Source organism: Paenibacillus jilunlii (assembly GCF_900102965.1).
Classification (GTDB): Bacteria; Bacillota; Bacilli; order Paenibacillales; family Paenibacillaceae; genus Paenibacillus_AQ; species Paenibacillus_AQ jilunlii.
The window spans coordinates 828-16,228 of sequence record NZ_FNGM01000007.1 but is presented as its reverse complement, the minus strand read 5'-3'; the positions used below and the strand labels follow the sequence as shown (position 1 = coordinate 16,228).

Annotated in this window: 14 protein-coding genes; 10 read left to right on the top strand and 4 right to left on the bottom strand. The window is 54.7% G+C overall.

The features are described 5' to 3' along the window. Both BLQ82_RS13600 and BLQ82_RS13595 read left to right on the top strand, forming a co-directional pair. Entirely contained in the window at positions 1–1,746 is a 1,746-nt protein-coding gene (locus BLQ82_RS13600; RefSeq protein WP_062527753.1) for an ABC transporter ATP-binding protein, read from the top strand. Then, complete coding sequence (locus tag BLQ82_RS13595) at positions 1,727–3,574, top strand: ABC transporter ATP-binding protein (RefSeq protein ID WP_062527755.1); 1,848 nt, start codon at positions 1,727–1,729, stop codon at positions 3,572–3,574. The genes BLQ82_RS13600 and BLQ82_RS13595 overlap by 20 nt, the downstream gene beginning before the upstream one ends. 445 nt (positions 3,575–4,019) lie before the next feature. On the opposite strand, the gene BLQ82_RS13590 is transcribed toward BLQ82_RS13595, so the two are convergent. Beyond that, positions 4,020–4,325, bottom strand: a complete 306-nt coding sequence (locus tag BLQ82_RS13590; protein WP_062527757.1) for a DUF2627 domain-containing protein — start codon at positions 4,323–4,325, stop codon at positions 4,020–4,022. Positions 4,326–4,491: 166 nt separating this feature from the next. On the opposite strand from BLQ82_RS13590, the gene lpdA reads away from it, so the two are divergent. The 5 genes from lpdA (at position 4,492) to lipB (ending at position 11,639) form a co-directional block, all read left to right on the top strand. Further along, positions 4,492–5,913, top strand: coding sequence for a dihydrolipoyl dehydrogenase (gene lpdA / locus BLQ82_RS13585; protein ID WP_062527759.1), 1,422 nt, complete (start codon positions 4,492–4,494; stop codon positions 5,911–5,913). 316 nt (positions 5,914–6,229) lie between these two features. Further along, complete coding sequence (locus tag BLQ82_RS13580; protein ID WP_062527762.1) at positions 6,230–7,261, top strand: thiamine pyrophosphate-dependent dehydrogenase E1 component subunit alpha; 1,032 nt, start codon at positions 6,230–6,232, stop codon at positions 7,259–7,261. A 3-nt stretch (positions 7,262–7,264) separates the two neighbouring features. Beyond that, complete coding sequence (locus BLQ82_RS13575) at positions 7,265–8,251, top strand: alpha-ketoacid dehydrogenase subunit beta (RefSeq protein ID WP_025706662.1); 987 nt, start codon at positions 7,265–7,267, stop codon at positions 8,249–8,251. 1,075 nt (positions 8,252–9,326) lie between these two features. Beyond that, positions 9,327–10,862, top strand: a complete 1,536-nt coding sequence (locus BLQ82_RS13570) for a dihydrolipoamide acetyltransferase family protein (RefSeq protein WP_062527764.1) — start codon at positions 9,327–9,329, stop codon at positions 10,860–10,862. 54 nt (positions 10,863–10,916) lie between these two features. After that, on the top strand, positions 10,917–11,639 hold the full coding sequence (gene lipB / locus BLQ82_RS13565; protein ID WP_062527766.1) for a lipoyl(octanoyl) transferase LipB: 723 nt from the start codon (positions 10,917–10,919) through the stop codon (positions 11,637–11,639). Between the two features lie 79 nt (positions 11,640–11,718). On the opposite strand, the gene prli42 is transcribed toward lipB, so the two are convergent. Next, a complete protein-coding gene (prli42, locus tag BLQ82_RS31425; protein ID WP_020429640.1) occupies positions 11,719–11,820 on the bottom strand; it encodes a stressosome-associated protein Prli42 in 102 nt (33 codons plus the stop codon). Positions 11,821–11,916: 96 nt separating this feature from the next. Here prli42 and BLQ82_RS13560 point away from each other — a divergent pair, with 96 nt between their 5' ends. Beyond that, positions 11,917–13,044 (top strand): M20/M25/M40 family metallo-hydrolase, encoded by a 1,128-nt coding sequence (locus BLQ82_RS13560; protein ID WP_062527768.1) that lies wholly within the window; start codon positions 11,917–11,919, stop codon positions 13,042–13,044. A gap of 124 nt (positions 13,045–13,168) precedes the next feature. On the opposite strand, the gene BLQ82_RS31975 is transcribed toward BLQ82_RS13560, so the two are convergent. Beyond that, complete coding sequence (locus tag BLQ82_RS31975; RefSeq protein ID WP_157243861.1) at positions 13,169–13,342, bottom strand: hypothetical protein; 174 nt, start codon at positions 13,340–13,342, stop codon at positions 13,169–13,171. A 77-nt stretch (positions 13,343–13,419) separates the two neighbouring features. Here BLQ82_RS31975 and BLQ82_RS13555 point away from each other — a divergent pair, with 77 nt between their 5' ends. Then, positions 13,420–13,992 carry an NUDIX domain-containing protein gene (locus BLQ82_RS13555; protein WP_062527770.1) on the top strand — a complete coding sequence of 191 codons (573 nt, stop codon included), beginning with the start codon at positions 13,420–13,422 and terminating at the stop codon, positions 13,990–13,992. Next, complete coding sequence (locus tag BLQ82_RS13550) at positions 13,983–15,176, top strand: endonuclease Q family protein (RefSeq protein ID WP_062527772.1); 1,194 nt, start codon at positions 13,983–13,985, stop codon at positions 15,174–15,176. Before BLQ82_RS13555 ends, BLQ82_RS13550 begins: the two co-directional genes overlap by 10 nt. A 13-nt stretch (positions 15,177–15,189) precedes the next feature. Here BLQ82_RS13550 and BLQ82_RS32380 read toward each other — a convergent pair. Beyond that, positions 15,190–15,401, bottom strand: a 212-nt coding sequence (locus tag BLQ82_RS32380; protein ID WP_208861950.1) for a hypothetical protein, incomplete at its 5' end; no start/stop codon positions are given.

Here is a 15,401-nt window from a genome sequence, read left to right as displayed (position 1 = left end):
ATGAACATCATTTTTTCCTATCTCAAGAAATACAGGGCAGCTGCGTCCGCCGCGCTTCTGATGATGGTGATTGAGCTGGCGGTGGAGCTGTCCCAGCCTCTGCTGATTTCGAAAATTATTGATGATGGAATCAGGGAACAGGATAACCGGATCATCTGGCTGTGGGGCGGTGTGCTGGTGGTAAGCGCGGCTGTAGCGTTTATTGCGGGCGTGCTAAGCTCTTTTTTTGCGTCCCATGCGAGCCAGGGGTTTGCTTTTGATCTGCGGGATCAGTTGTATGGGAAGGTCCAATCCTTCGCCTATGCCGTGTTCAGCCGCTTTCCGACCTCTTCCTTAATCACCCGCCTTACTGCGGATGTGTCGCAGCTGCAGGATACGATCTTCATGGGCCTTCGCTTTATGACCCGGGTGCCGCTCGTTGTAGCGGGCAGTGTGATTATGGCGCTGGTTGTACATGTGAAGCTGGGGCTGCTGCTGGCGGTGACCCTTCCGGTACTGATTGTGTTTCTCCTCTGGGTGATGAAAAAGGCATCGGTGTTATTCCGCAGTGTGCAGATCCGGCTGGACGGAGTCAACAGTGTGATTCAGGAGAATCTCACCGGCATCCGGCTGATTCGGGTGTTTGTCCGCATGAATCATGAGATTGCCCGGTTCGCCGCTTTCAGCGGGGAGCTGATGAAGTCTACGGTCGCTGCCTTGCGGCTCACAGAAACCTCGGCCCCGCTCATTACGCTGATTGTAAATGCCGGAATTCTGCTGGTGCTGTGGTTCGGGCGTATCGAAATATCAACCGGAAATGCCACACTGGGGCAGACAGTCGCAGTTATTAATTATTCCCTGCGTACGATTGGAGCGTTGTCGGCGCTGTCCTGGATTATGGCGACCTTTTCCCGGGCCCGGGCTTCTTCACAGCGAATTCAGGAAGTGATGTCGGCAGATGAACGGGAAGCCAAGGAAAAGGCAGCGGTTACTGCAAGGGAGATTGCTCCGATCCGGGGTAAAGTTGAATTTCGGCAGGTCAGCTTCCGTTATCCGCAGAGTGATATTGCCGTGCTGGAGGACATTACTTTTAAGGTACAACCCGGAGAACGGGTAGCGATTATGGGGGCAACCGGTTCAGGCAAATCCTCGCTGGTGGGACTGATCCCCCGTCTATATGAGCAGAGCAGCGGTGATATCCTGGTCGATGGAATACCGGGTGCGGAAATGGAAATATCCAGGCTGCGCGGAGCTATTGGTTATGTGCCTCAAGAGGTTCTGCTGTTTACCGGCTCTGTGCGGGAGAACATTGCCTGGGGCAATCCGCAGGCGACTCAGGATGAGATTGAACAGGCGGCCATGGCCGCACAAATTCATGAGACGGTAAAAGAGCTGCCGCATGGCTACGGCACCATGCTGGGCCAGCGGGGAGTCAATCTGTCCGGTGGACAGAAGCAGCGGCTGACGATAGCCAGAGCGCTGGTAAGAAAACCTGCTATTCTGATTCTGGATGACAGCACCAGCGCGCTGGACGCTGTTACCGAAGGCCGGCTGCTGGCGGAGCTGAAAGCGATGTCCTGCACGACTTTTCTAATCACGCAAAAAATCAGCTCGACCGTATCCGCCGACCTTATCCTGCTGCTGGACGAGGGCAGACTGATTGCACAGGGGACACATGCAGAGCTTGTGGAACGTTCGGAGCTGTACCGCAAAATCAATGAATCTCAGTACAGGGAGGGGGTGCAGTATGTTCCAAGCATTACTTGAGCCTTTCCGGCACCCGAAGCTGAATGTCGGGCTTGGCGACGCGGCAAGCTTCGGCTCGCCGGGAGGGCGCAAGCCGAAGGCTAAGGCCAAGGACTGGTCCGCCACGCTCCGCAGAATCTGGAGTTATCTGGCGAAACGCAAGGCGAAGCTGGTTCTTGTGCTGGTCATGGTGCTTCTCAGCTCGGGTCTTGCACTGCTTGGCCCTTATCTGATCAGCAGAGCGGTGGACCATTATCTGGAGGGGGACGGGGGCAGAACCTGGGGAATCTTCCTGATTACCCTTGCCCTTGTCTATTTGCTGAATTCCCTGACTTCCTGGCTGCAGAACATCTGGATGATCGAAATTGCCCAGGAGACAATATACCGGATGCGCACGGACCTGTTCGCCCACCTTCACCGGCTGCCGATTTCGTTCTTCAACCGCAGGCAGCAAGGTGAAATTATGAGCCGTCTGACGAACGATATTGAGAATATCAGTTCTACGCTGAACAGCTCAGCGATCCAGATATTCTCCAGTGTGCTGACCCTGCTGGGCACCGTGGGGGTGATGCTGTGGCTCAGCCCGCTGCTCACATTGCTGACCTTCATCGTGGTCCCGCTGATGATCCTTGGCATGCGCTGGATTACGCGGCGGACGGGTCCGCTGTTCAAGGAACGCCAGCGCAACATGGGCGAACTGAACGGATTTATTGAGGAGACGTTGTCCGGCCAGCGGATCATCAAGGCTTTTTCACAGGAGGAACGGGTAATCAGCGGCTTCCGGGAGCGCAATACGCGGATCATGCTGTCAGGCTACTGGGCCCAGGCGATCTCCGGCTTCATCCCGAAGCTGATGAACGGCCTGAACAATCTAAGCTTTGCGATTGTTGCCGGTGTCGGCGGCCTGCTGGCGGTCCGGGGGCTGGTCACGGTAGGCGTAATTATCGCATTCGTGGAATATACGCGCCAGTTCACCCGGCCGCTGAACGATCTCGCGAACCAGTGGAACACGCTGCTGTCGGCGATTGCCGGTGCGGAGCGGGTGTTCGAGGTGCTAGATGAGGAAGCGGAGGCGAAGGATGAAAGGGCTGCTGTACCGCTGGATCATGTGGAAGGCACGGTGAAGTTCTCCGGGGTGTCCTTCTCGTATGACGGCGGGGCTGACACGCTGCAGGATATCAGCTTTGAGGCTAAGCCCGGCGAGATGATCGCGCTGGTCGGGCCAACCGGAGCAGGCAAAACCACTCTGATCGGGCTGCTGTCCCGCTTCTATGATCCCGGCAAGGGCAGCATTACGCTGGATGGCAGGGACCTGTCTTCGATCCGCCGGGAGAGCCTGCGCAGCCATATGGCGTTTGTGCTGCAGGATTCGTTCCTGTTCAAGGGGACAATCCGCGACAATATCCGCTACGGCAGGCTGGATGCCAGCGACGAGGAAGTGGAGGCGGCGGCGAAGCTGGCCAACGCCCATTCTTTTATTATGCGGATGAAGGGCGGTTACGAGCGGATGCTGTCGGTTGACGGCAGCGGCATCAGCCAGGGGCAGAAGCAGCTGCTCGCCATCGCGCGGGCGATCCTTGCGGGTCCGTCCATGCTGGTGCTGGACGAAGCGACCAGCAGCATAGATACGGTGACCGAGATCAAGATCCAGGAGGGGCTGCAGGCGCTGATGAAAGGCCGGACCAGCTTCGTGATCGCCCATCGGCTGGGCACCATCCGCGCAGCGGACCGCATTCTGGTGCTCCAGGGCGGGCGGCTGGTGCAGCAGGGATCACATGAGGAACTCTTGCAGGAGGGCGGATTGTACAGTGAACTGGTGCGGGGTTCATCGGATTCAGCGGCAGGATAGAATTAGTAAAGGCAGCCCCGAATGTCCTCCAGGTTGCCTTTTTAGACATAAGCAGGTGAAGGTAGCTAGTTGGAATAAGGGAGCTTATTTCTCCCGAAATCAGCAAGTTGTGAGATTGGAGTGAAAAAAGGAAACTTAATAGGGCCATATTCCCTCGGCAGGAGTGAAATGAGCTGAATTAGTTTCCCTTTTTCCACCTCGCATAGGTGAATAGGGTGAATGCGGCAAATTAGTTATCCTTTTTCCACTTCACATGCGGAGAATAGGGGGTATGAAGCAATTTAGTTTCCCTTTTTCCGCTTGAAATGGCCGAAGGATTCGGAAAAAGTTCTCGAGGTGACACGACACTGAAATCCAAAACGGCTACGATGCCCGGTGAAGGACAGCGCAGCCGTTTTTGCTTGAAAGGTGGAGTGATTAAGACCCTCCCCCGGAGATTAACAGGTTAGCTGGTGGCATCCGGCGAGGGAGGCTGCGGGGTCTTTTGCTTCTCCCTGAATCTGGGTCCCACATAATTGCGCTTCCGGTCACGGGTCAGAATCCAGCCGCCAAGAAAACTCATACCGGCCAGGAACAGCAGCAGCCCGCCGCCAAAGTGCAGCCAGGCAAAAACGGGGGTGGCCGTCTCGTCTCCATGCATGGAAATATAGTTGAAGATATCATCTTTCATCATCAGGAAGCCTTTCATCGCCAGGAGGCCGGGCACAACCAGAATCAGGATGGCAATGAAGCGTGTGGTCAACAGTTTCATGAGTGTCCCCCTTTTCCATCATCCCTTTGAATTCACCCATATGATAACGCTTCAACGGGGAAAAGTCCATGGATATATGACGTTTGTAAGTTTTGTAATGCACATAAAAGAGAGTACAATGTAATAGGTTAATTCAGAATTAGAGTTATGACTGGAGGATACATATATGACGATTTCATGCGACGTGGCCATACTTGGCGGAGGTACCGGCGGTTATGTGGCGGCGATCCGCGCTGCCCAGCTCGGGAAGTCTGTCGTTGTCATTGAAATGGACAAACTGGGCGGAACCTGTCTGCACCGCGGCTGCATTCCCAGCAAATCGCTGCTGCGCAGTGCTGAGGTATACGCTGAAATACAAGAGAGCGAGAGTTACGGCATAGAAACTTCAGGAGTGCAATTGGTATTCCCGAAGGTGCAGGCCCGCAAGGAGTCTGTAGTCGAGCAGCTGCATCAGGGCGTGCAGTTTCTGATGCGCAAGAATAAAATCCAGGTGCTGAAGGGAAAAGGACGCATTATCGGCCCTTCGATTTTCTCTCCGCGCAGCGGCGCGGTGGCTGTGGAGCTGGAGAACGGCGAGATGGAGACTGTCGTTTCCGGCCATCTCATCGTAGCAACCGGCTCGCGTCCGCGTGTGCTGCCCGGCCTCAAGCCGGATGGCAAGGTGATTCTGAGCAGCGAGGAAGCCTTGACGCTGGAAGAGCTGCCAGCCTCTATTATTATTGTGGGCGGCGGAGTCATTGGTGTGGAATGGGCCTCGATGCTGGTGGATTTCGGTGTACAGGTTACGGTGGTAGAAGCCGCAAGCCAGCTGCTGCCGCTTGAAGATGAGGAGATTGCCCGCGAACTGCTGCGGCTGCTGAAGAAACGCGGTGTCAAGGTTCTGACAGGGACCACCGTAGATGCCGAAACCTGTGTGATTACGGAATCAGGAGTCACCATTGAAGCCCGCAAGGGCGAAAAGACTGAGAGCCTGTCAGCCGAGAAGCTGCTGGTATCTGTAGGCAGAGTAGCCAACATAGAGAACATCGGGCTAGAGAATACCGATATTCATTTTGGCAAAGGGGTTATAGAGGTGAACGGCAATATGCAGACGAACGAGCCGCATATCTATGCGATTGGCGACTGTATCGGCGGGCTGCAGCTGGCTCATGCCGCGAGCCATGAAGGCATCCGCGCGGTGAATCATCTGGCGGGTGAGACGCTCCATCCGTACCACCCGCATCTGGTGCCGCGCTGCGTCTATACACGGCCGGAGGTGGCGAGTGTAGGATACACCGAGAAAGAAGCCAAGGCGCTTGGTGCGGATGTGGTCACGGGTAAATTTCCTTTTTCAGCCATCGGCAAAGCGATTGTCTACGGGATGAAGGACGGGTTCGTCAAAGTCGTTGCCGACCGCAGCAGCGGCGATATTCTCGGTGTGCAGATGATCGGCCCCCATGTTACGGATCTGATCGGGGAGGCGGCGCTGGCACAGCTGCTGGATGCCACCCCTTGGGAGATCGGGGAAGCGGTTCATGCCCATCCGACGCTCTCCGAGATCATCGGCGAAGCGATGCTCGCCGTGGATGGAAGAGCAATCGGATTCTAGTTCACGATGAAAGCCTCCACGGGAATGCCGGACGGAGCTGAAGGCGCCGCAGGCGTCAAAACAGCTGCATACCGGATTTTCGTGGCTTTTCTTTTTCATGGGAAAGGGATTATAATAGACTGGAGTCAAATTTAGTACCTGGTTATAGGATCAGGACATAGGTTAGCTGAAGTGTATGTTTCCCGGTGCAAGGTGCCGGAGTTCATCTAGGAAGCATTGCTGTTCAAGCCAACACAAAGAATATGCTTCGAAGCGAGTTTTGTACGAAGTGGATCAGGGAAGCGTGTGCTGACAAAACTTTTAGGAGGTACCTCATATGGAATCGCAAGGTACTGTAGAAACCATTAACAGACACAAGCCGCTTGGACTTAGTGACGGCCAGGTCATCGATATGTACAGATATATGCAGCTCGGGCGGAAATACGATGAGCGCAGCCTGCTGCTGCAGCGGGCCGGGAAGATCAACTTCCATGTCTCGGGCATCGGGCAGGAGGCAGCCCAGGTAGCAGCGGCCTTTGCGCTGGACCGGGAGAACGATTATTTTTTGCCATATTACCGCGACTATGCGTTTGTGCTGTCCGTGGGCATGACTACGCGTGAGCTGATGCTCTCCGTGTTCGCCAAGGCGGAGGACCCTAACAGCGGCGGGCGGCAGATGCCGGGCCATTTTGGCAGCAAACGCCTGCGGATTGTGACCGGGTCCAGTCCGGTGACCACTCAGGTGCCGCATGCCGTGGGTTTTGCCCTGGCAGCCAAAATGCAGAAGAAGAAATTTGTTTCCTTCGTCACGTTCGGGGAAGGCTCCAGCAACCAGGGGGATTTCCATGAAGCGTGCAATTTTGCCGGTGTGAATAAGCTGCCGGTCATTATTTTCTGCCAGAACAACCAGTATGCGATTTCTGTACCAGCCCATAAGCAGCTTGGCGGCAAGGTCAGTGACCGTGCGTTGGGCTATGGCTTCCCGGGGGTCCGGGTGGACGGCAATGATCCGCTGGAGGTGTATCGTGTGGTGAAGGAAGCGCGTGAGCGTGCGCTTGCCGGGGAAGGACCGACCCTGATTGAAGCGATGATGTACCGCCTGTCGCCGCACTCTACGTCGGACAATGATCTGGCGTACCGGACGAAGGAAGAAGTGGATGCCAACTGGGCAAAAGACGGCATTGCCGCCTTCCGCACCTATCTGACTGAACTCGGACTGTGGAGCGATGAGCAGGAGCATGATCTGGCTGCAGAATACAATCTGGAGCTCAAGGCTGCGATTGAATACGCTGAAAATGCACCGTTTCCGAAACCGGAAGATACGCTGCTGCATGTGTACAGTGAATCAGACCTCAAGGGAGGAGCCTAACCCATGGCCATTATGGAATATATCGATGCCATCCGCCTGGCAATGAAGGAAGAGATGGAGCGCGATGAATCGGTGTTCGTGCTGGGCGAGGACGTTGGTGTCAAGGGCGGTGTTTTCACCACCACCAAAGGGCTGCAGGAGCAGTTCGGGGAGGAGCGCGTAATGGATACGCCGCTGGCGGAGTCCGCGATTGCCGGAGTGGCTATCGGTGCAGCCATGTACGGTATGAAGCCGATTGCTGAAATGCAGTATTCCGATTTCATGCTTCCGGCGACCAACCAGATTATCAGCGAAGCCGCCAAAATCCGTTACCGCTCCAATAACGACTGGAGCTGTCCGGTAGTCATCCGCGCGCCGATCGGCGGGGGGATCTTCGGCGGGCTGTACCACTCCCAGTGCCCGGAATCGATTTTCTTTGGCACGCCGGGGCTGAAGATTGTGGCTCCATATTCGGCCTACGACGCCAAAGGGCTGCTGAAGGCAGCTGTGCGTGACCCTGATCCGGTCCTCTTCTTCGAGAATAAGAAGTGCTATAAGCTAATCAAGGAAGATGTTCCGGAAGGGGATTACACGGTTCCGATCGGTGAAGCGAACCTGCTGCGGGAAGGCAGCGATATTACGGTGATCGGGTACAGTCTGCCGCTGCATTTTGCGATGCAGGCGGCGGAGGAGCTGGAGCGGGAAGAAGGCATTACCGCGCATATCCTTGATCTGCGCACCCTGCAGCCGCTGGACCGCGAGGCCATCATTGCCGCTGCCCGCCAGACCGGCAAGGTGCTGATTGTCCACGAGGACAACAAGACCGGAGGCATTGGCGGGGAAGTGGCGGCGATCATCGCCGAACACTGCCTGTTCGAGCTGGATGCGCCGATCTTCCGCCTCTGTGGACCCGATGTGCCGGCGATGCCGATCAGCCCGCCGATGGAGAAATTTTTTATGCTGAGCAAGGACAAAGTGAAAGCGGAAATGCTGCGCCTGGCGCAGTACTAATCTTTCATTACGGATAGATTGAAATTGAAAAATCGAAGGACAGTTCATCGTTAGAAGGACAGTTTACAGTTAGAAGGATAGTTTACAGTTAGAAGGATAGTTCATAATTATAAGGACAGTTTCATCGTTATAAGGACGGTTCATCGTTATAAGGTCGCTCATTGTTGTATAGTTTGAACTTGAAGCTCTGTAATCTTTATTGTGGCAAGTAGAGTTTTGGCGTGATTGTACTTCGTGCAATAGAATGCTGAGTGTTCTGCTTCAAATCGCATTCTGCTGTATTTTGTGCAACAGATTTCTGGATTTGGAGTCAAAAACCGCTTTTTCAGGGAATTCTAGTGTACAAAGTGCATTAGATTGATCTTTTTGACCGATTTAAGGGTCATCTGCTGCATAAAGTGCAATAGAACCTCCATGCCTCTGCACGGCACCTTAGAGGATGCAAATATAAGCGTGAAAATGTATGTGCAGGATAGAACCTCCATGCCTCTGCGCGGCACCCTAGAGGGGTGTAAAATGTAAAATTGAATGTGCAGGATAGGATGCGGATTGACCTACTTGGAAAGAGGTTTTGGAAAGAAATCCGCATCGGATGGGTGGGCGTGCTTGCACCCCTTCGTATTTGTTAAGTTCAAGTTTGTTAAGTTCAAATTATATAGTGGAAAAAGTATCACTAATCGAACGCGTTCGGCTTATGGAGAAGCCTATGTGGGAAAAAGTATCACTAATCCGGCTGAAAGAGGCCATATGAGATGAAAATGCCTGAATTAGGTGTACAAAATCCAACTAAAGCTTTCTGCCGTCAGGATTTCAGCGAATTAGTTTTACTTTTTCCACCTAACTTCGGTTCCTGATGAGCTTCACTTACGTTTCCCAAGCTTGCAAGTTTCCAGTTCAACTTATATAGACAGCAAGCATCGCTTACAAAACTAAAACGTATGCTTCCGAAGCGAGTTTTGTATGAAGTTATATCTGTAAAACATCGCTTACAAAACTAAAGCGTATGCTTCCGAAGCGAGTTTTGTATGAAGTTATATCTGTAAGCATTGCTTACAAAACTTTAAGGAGTGACATTATGTCTGACAACACAAAGCTGACCGATGTGATCATGCCGCAGCTGGCAGAGTCGCTGGTGTCGGCAACGATCGGCAAATGGCTGAAGCAGCCCGGAGATTCCATCGAGCAGTACGAACCGCTCTGTGATCTGATTACGGATAAAGTGAATGCGGAGCTGCCGGCCACTGTGGACGGCACACTGGTAGAGCTGCTGGCCGAAGAAGGCCAGACCGTCAGTGTGGGCGAAGTGATCGCCCGCATTGCGGTAGCAGCTCCGGCCGCGCCAAGCGCACCGGCAGCTGCGGCCCCGGGCGCGCCTGCGGCGGACACTGCGCCTGCGGCGGGCAATGTGCCTGCGGCACAGGCCTCGTCCCGACCGGCCGCGTCCCGCCCGGCAGCGCCAAGCCCGGCTCCGGCAGCGGGCAGAGCGGCGGCTCCTGCCGCTGCTTTTGAAGCATCGGCACCGATGCGCTCGCGGTATTCCCCGGCGGTGCAGACGCTTGCCGCGGAGCACGGCATCGATCTCACGGCTGTGCCGGGGACCGGTCTGGGCGGCCGCATCACACGCAAGGACGTTCTGACGTACCTGGACAACGGCGGCGCAGCAGCAGCCGGAGCCACCACAGCACCGGCTCATGCTGCCGGGGCCACCGGTACACCGGCTCGTGCTGCCGGGGCCACCGCGGCACCGGGCGCTGCTGCCGGACAGCAGGCACCGGAAGCTTTGCAGCAGCCTGCATTTCAGGTGATTCAGGAAGAAGTGCAGGAAGCGCTGGAGCCGGTTCGCCAGTCCGGCCTGCACCTCAGCGAAACTCCGCGTATCCCTACAATTGAAGTAGAGGGCGGACGGGGCAGCAGCTCAGAATATCTGATTGATGTTACTCCGATCCGCAACACCATTGCGACAAGAATGCGCCAGAGTGTCTCGGAGATTCCGCATGCCTGGACGATGATCGAAGTCGATGTGACCAATCTGGTTATTCTGCGCAACAAGCTGAAGGATGAGTTCAAGCGCAAGGAAGGCATTAACCTGACTTATCTGGCTTTTCTGATGAAGGCTGTTGTCAGTGCCATTAAGGATTATCCGATTATGAACTCGGTCTGGGCCGTAGACAAAATCATCGTCAAACGCGACATTAACATCTCGCTGGCCGTCGGCACCGAGGATTCTGTGATGACGCCGGTCATCAAAAAGGCAGACCAGAAGAATGTCGCCGGGCTTGCCCGCGAAATTGATGAACTGGCCATGAAGACCCGCGAAGGCAAGCTGCGCCTGGAGGATATGCAGGGCGGAACCTTCACGGTCAATAACACCGGCTCTTTTGGCTCGATTCTGTCCTACCCGATTATTAACTATCCGCAGGCAGCCATTCTGACCTTTGAATCCATCGTCAAAAAGCCTGTAGTCATCAACGATATGATCGCCGTGCGTTCCATGGCCAATATCTGCCTGTCGCTGGACCACCGGATTCTGGACGGCGTGATTTGCGGCCGCTTTTTGCAGCGCATCAAGGATAATGTGGAAGGCTATACGCCGGACACGAAGCTGTATTAAGGTATGGTATGACCCTGTAGCAGGAGACTGTAATCCAAAAGGGGACCTGAAAGCATGAGCAGCACAGAATTAAGCTTACTGGAAGTTTCATATCTGCCTCTCATTGAATATGGAGCAGCCTGGGAGCTGCAAAAGGCGGCGGTTAAGGCGATTGATGCCGGAACGGGGCCGGAGCGGCTGATTCTTTTGCAGCATCCCCCGACCTATACCATCGGCTCGCAGCATCATCCCGAACATCTTCTCCTCAGCTCTGAGCAGCTTAAGGAAAAAGGCATTGCGCTGTTTGAAATTGACCGGGGAGGAGATATTACATATCATGGGCCCGGTCAATTGGTTGGCTACCCGCTGCTGAAGCTGGGGGTGGACGGCAAGGTGGATTTGCATGGCTATCTGCGGCGGCTGGAAGCTGTTATAATTGATTTTCTGGCAGGTTATGGAATTGAGGGCAGCCGGAAGCCGGAGTATACCGGAGTATGGGTCGGTGATCAGAAAATCTGCGCTATTGGGGTCAAATTCAACAAGAGCAAATCCCGCAGAGGTTTTATCACCAGCCACGGGTTTGCGTTCAATGTCAGCGCAGGGATCGGAGAACAGGGATTCCAGGGGATTATTCCTTGCGGGATTGCCGAGTATGGCGTCATTTCGCTGGAGGAATGTACCGGGCGTTCCTTTGAGCTCAGGGAAGTAGCCGGTGAGCTGGTACCTTACTTTCTTAAGCATTTTCCTTATGAAGCGGCGGCTGCAGAGGAACAGACGGATGTGCTGCAGACCGACTAAGATGCGGACAGACATGTACGCTCAAGTCAAATAGCGCCCGGAGCATCCGGACGCTATTATTAACGTGCCAAGGCGGCAGTTAACCGGCCAGAAAAGGCTCAAGGACGAAGAGTACAGTAGAGGCGATCATGGCGAGCAGCATAACATAGATAACGATGCGGAACCATTTTTGACGTTGCATGAGTGACTCCTTTGGAATTAGTTTAAGTAAAAAGCATATAGAATGATTGGCACAATACTATCATTGTAACGTATCCGTGAAAGAGAGGGAAGTCCGATGATCTCACAAGAACGCTTGATTCAGGAATTCATGGAGCTTGTCCGTGTAGATAGTGAAACAGGGAACGAACGGCAGATTGCCGATGTGCTAATTGAAAAATTCAGCGCCCTTGGCCTTACCGCCATTGAAGATGATTCCAAAGAACGCACAGGTCACGGGGCAGGAAATCTGTTCGTTACTTGGCCTGCTGAGGCAGGAACGGCTGCACCCAAGCTGCTGTTCACCTGCCATATGGACACCGTTGTTCCAGGCAAAAATATTAAGCCTTCCCTTGGTGAAGACGGCTGGATTACCAGCGACGGCAGCACGATTCTTGGCTCGGATGACAAGGCCGGACTCGCCGCTCTGTTCGAAGCCATCCGTGTGATTCAGGAGCAGAAGCTGGCACATGGACAAATCCAGTTTGTTATTACGGCAGGAGAAGAGTCGGGGCTGCTGGGTGCCCGGAACATGGACCCGTCCCATCTGGATGCCGATTTTGGCTTTGCGCTGGATTCCAACGGCGAGGTAGGAGCCATAGCTGTAGCAGCGCCGACCCAGGCGAAGGTGACGATGCAGATTTTTGGCAAATCCGCTCATGCCGGTGTGAATCCCGAGGATGGAATCAGCGCCATTCAAGTCGCCAGCAAGGCGATTTCGGCGATGAAGCTTGGACGCATCGACAATGAAACGACAGCCAATATCGGCAAATTTGCCGGCGGCGGCCCGACGAATGTGGTCTGTGACCATGTGCAGCTGGATGCGGAAGCACGGAGCATTGTGCAGGAGAAGGTCGAGCTGCAGATCGCTTCCATGCGTGAAGCTCTGGAGACTACGGCCCGAGAATACGGTGCAGAGAGTGAATTCCGCAGTGAGATCATCTATCCGGCGTTCAGTTTTAACGAACATGATCCCGTGGTGCAGCTGGCGGAACGTGCAATTACTTCTCTGGGGCTGACCCCGCGGCTGTTCCCGTCCGGCGGCGGCAGCGATGCCAACGTGTTCAACGGATTGAAGGTGCCAACGGTAAATCTGGCGGTCGGCTATGAAAATATCCATACTACCAAAGAACGGATCAAAGCCGGGGATATCGTCAAGGTAGCCGAACTCGTTGTAGCGATTATAAAAGAAAGTGTAAAAGGCTAATCCTGCAGGCGGCCTAAGCTGCTGCTGTGAAAAGCATGAAGGAGCTGTCTCCGGTAGATCTCCGGGAACAGCTCCTTATGTTTACGCGGCCTGATGAATGTCAGGGCGGGTGCCAAGCGGAAGACTATCCGGCTTTGGAGGCGCTGTTCCGCGATTCGGAGTGCAGCATCAGGATGTAGGCCAGAGGCATATCACGCCCATATTGCTTGATCCACCCGGCCATGACGGCCCTTATTTCTTCCGGTTTGCCTACCATTGTGACGGCGGATGAGCTTGTATGGACAAGGATGTTATTCATGCCTGCATTCCTTCTTTCCTCTTAAGTTTGCTATAATACACCCTATGCATACCGAAGCCAAAGGAGACCAGAAACCTATGAAAAAAGATGAAATTAACCGCAATCCCGCACTGGATGAAGAAACCTTGTCCACACAGCCGATTTTTGAGGGCAAAATTATTTCGCTGCAGGTGGATACGGTCAAGCTGCCTGACGGCAATACGGCAACGCGCGAGGTTGTGAAGCATCCGGGGGCTGTGGCCGTATTAGCGCTGAACCAGGGCAAAATGCTGGTCGTTGAGCAGTACCGCCAGCCGATGCACCGCACGGAGGTGGAGATTCCCGCAGGCAAGCTTGATCCGGGCGAAGATCCGCTGGCTGCGGCCGGGCGCGAGCTTCAGGAAGAGACCGGTTTTCACAGCGGGGAGCTGAAGCTGCTGAAGTCATTCTATACCTCTCCCGGCTTTGCGGATGAAATCATTCACTTATATGTAACGGATAATGCCCAGGCTGGGGATATGGCGCTGGACGAGGATGAGTTCCTGGAGGTTTCCGAGCTTACTCTAGAGGAAGCGTATCAATACATTGCAGACGGGCGCATTGCCGACGCCAAAACTATGATGGCGGTCTACGCCTGGAATTTATATACGCTTACAGGCCAATGGCACTAGGGTCTAAGCTTCAGAGCTTTTATTGTGACCTGCATGTGCATATCGGACGGACATCGGCAGGACAGGCTGTTAAAATCAGCGGCAGCAGCAGCCTTACCTTCGCCGGAATCGCCAAAGAAGCTGCGCAGCGCAAAGGAATGGAGCTGATCGGCATCATCGACAGCCATGCGCCGGGAGTGCTGGCGGATATCCGCGCGCTGCTCGCCTCCGGCGAGATGAGCGAAGCGGATGGCGGCGGGATTGCTTACAAGGGAACGACTATTGTGCTGGGGACAGAGATTGAAATCCGCGAGCCTGGACGAAAAGAGTGCCACGTCCTGGCCTTCCTGCCGGACCTTGCGGCCATGGAGGATTTCAGCAGCTGGATGGGCAAGCATATGCGGAATATCAATCTGAGCTCCCAGCGGCTGTATGTTCCGGCCCGGGAGCTGCAGGATGAGATTTATGGGCGGGGCGGAATTCTTATTCCGGCACATATTTTCACGCCGCATAAAGGACTGTACGGCTGTGCAGCCGAGCGGATGGCTGATTTGTTTGACCTGGAGCGGATTGCCGCGGTAGAACTTGGATTGAGTTCCGATTCGGAAATGGCCGGGTATATCTCAGAGCTTGATCCTTTCACCTTCCTGACCAACTCGGATGCCCATTCACTTGGCAAGATCGGCCGTGAGTATAATCTGATTGAAATGGAGAAGCCGTGCTTTAATGAGCTGAAGCTGGCACTGGCACGGCAGGAAGGGCGCCGGATCAGCGGCAACTTTGGGCTGAATCCCCGGCTGGGCAAATATCACCGCACCTATTGTGCGGGCTGCGGCAGCATAGCCGATGAAGCATATGCTACATCGGAGCGCTGCCCGTATTGCGGGAGCCAGAAGCTGGTCCAGGGTGTATTCGACCGGATTCTGGCCATTGCCGACCGCGGGCAGCCATTGATCCCGGCACATCGGCCACCGTATCACTACCAGGTGCCGCTGGAATTTATTCCGGGACTTGGCAAGCGTAAGCTGGAGGCGCTGCTGGCGGCTTTTGGCACGGAGATGAGAATCCTGCACGCTGCCGGTGAGGCGGAGCTGGCTGCCGTTGCCGGAGCAGAGCTGGCAGCTCATATTGTAAAAGCCCGTTCCGGCACCCTGGAGCTGTCCTCCGGCGGCGGCGGTACTTATGGCAAGGTAGTAAAAGGGTAGGACGGAGGCTGTCTCATGCGCAGGTGTATCTGCTGCGGGTGAGGCGGCCTTTTGATTCATCAGCAGAAATGCCGTTGATGAGGCCGCTGGCGGGAATTAGGCGAACCAACGGCGGAAACTCCGTTGTTAGAACACCGCCGGAGGGGACCGAGGAATGAGAGGTAAAAGTACCTTTGATTCCGCCGTAAGGGAGTTCTGGGAGGGAATGAGAGGTAAAAGTACCTT

Coding starts and splice junctions, on each gene's coding strand:
- prli42 (WP_020429640.1), bottom strand. CDS start 11,820: ATGCAACGTCAAAAATGGTTCCGCATCGTTATCTATGTTATGCTGCTC.
- BLQ82_RS13570 (WP_062527764.1), top strand. CDS start 9,327: ATGTCTGACAACACAAAGCTGACCGATGTGATCATGCCGCAGCTGGCA.
- BLQ82_RS13580 (WP_062527762.1), top strand. CDS start 6,230: ATGGAATCGCAAGGTACTGTAGAAACCATTAACAGACACAAGCCGCTT.
- BLQ82_RS13590 (WP_062527757.1), bottom strand. CDS start 4,325: ATGAAACTGTTGACCACACGCTTCATTGCCATCCTGATTCTGGTTGTG.
- BLQ82_RS13550 (WP_062527772.1), top strand. CDS start 13,983: ATGGCACTAGGGTCTAAGCTTCAGAGCTTTTATTGTGACCTGCATGTG.
- lipB (WP_062527766.1), top strand. CDS start 10,917: ATGAGCAGCACAGAATTAAGCTTACTGGAAGTTTCATATCTGCCTCTC.
- BLQ82_RS13595 (WP_062527755.1), top strand. CDS start 1,727: ATGTTCCAAGCATTACTTGAGCCTTTCCGGCACCCGAAGCTGAATGTC.
- BLQ82_RS13555 (WP_062527770.1), top strand. CDS start 13,420: ATGAAAAAAGATGAAATTAACCGCAATCCCGCACTGGATGAAGAAACC.
- BLQ82_RS13575 (WP_025706662.1), top strand. CDS start 7,265: ATGGCCATTATGGAATATATCGATGCCATCCGCCTGGCAATGAAGGAA.
- BLQ82_RS31975 (WP_157243861.1), bottom strand. CDS start 13,342: ATGAATAACATCCTTGTCCATACAAGCTCATCCGCCGTCACAATGGTA.
- BLQ82_RS13600 (WP_062527753.1), top strand. CDS start 1: ATGAACATCATTTTTTCCTATCTCAAGAAATACAGGGCAGCTGCGTCC.
- lpdA (WP_062527759.1), top strand. CDS start 4,492: ATGACGATTTCATGCGACGTGGCCATACTTGGCGGAGGTACCGGCGGT.
- BLQ82_RS13560 (WP_062527768.1), top strand. CDS start 11,917: ATGATCTCACAAGAACGCTTGATTCAGGAATTCATGGAGCTTGTCCGT.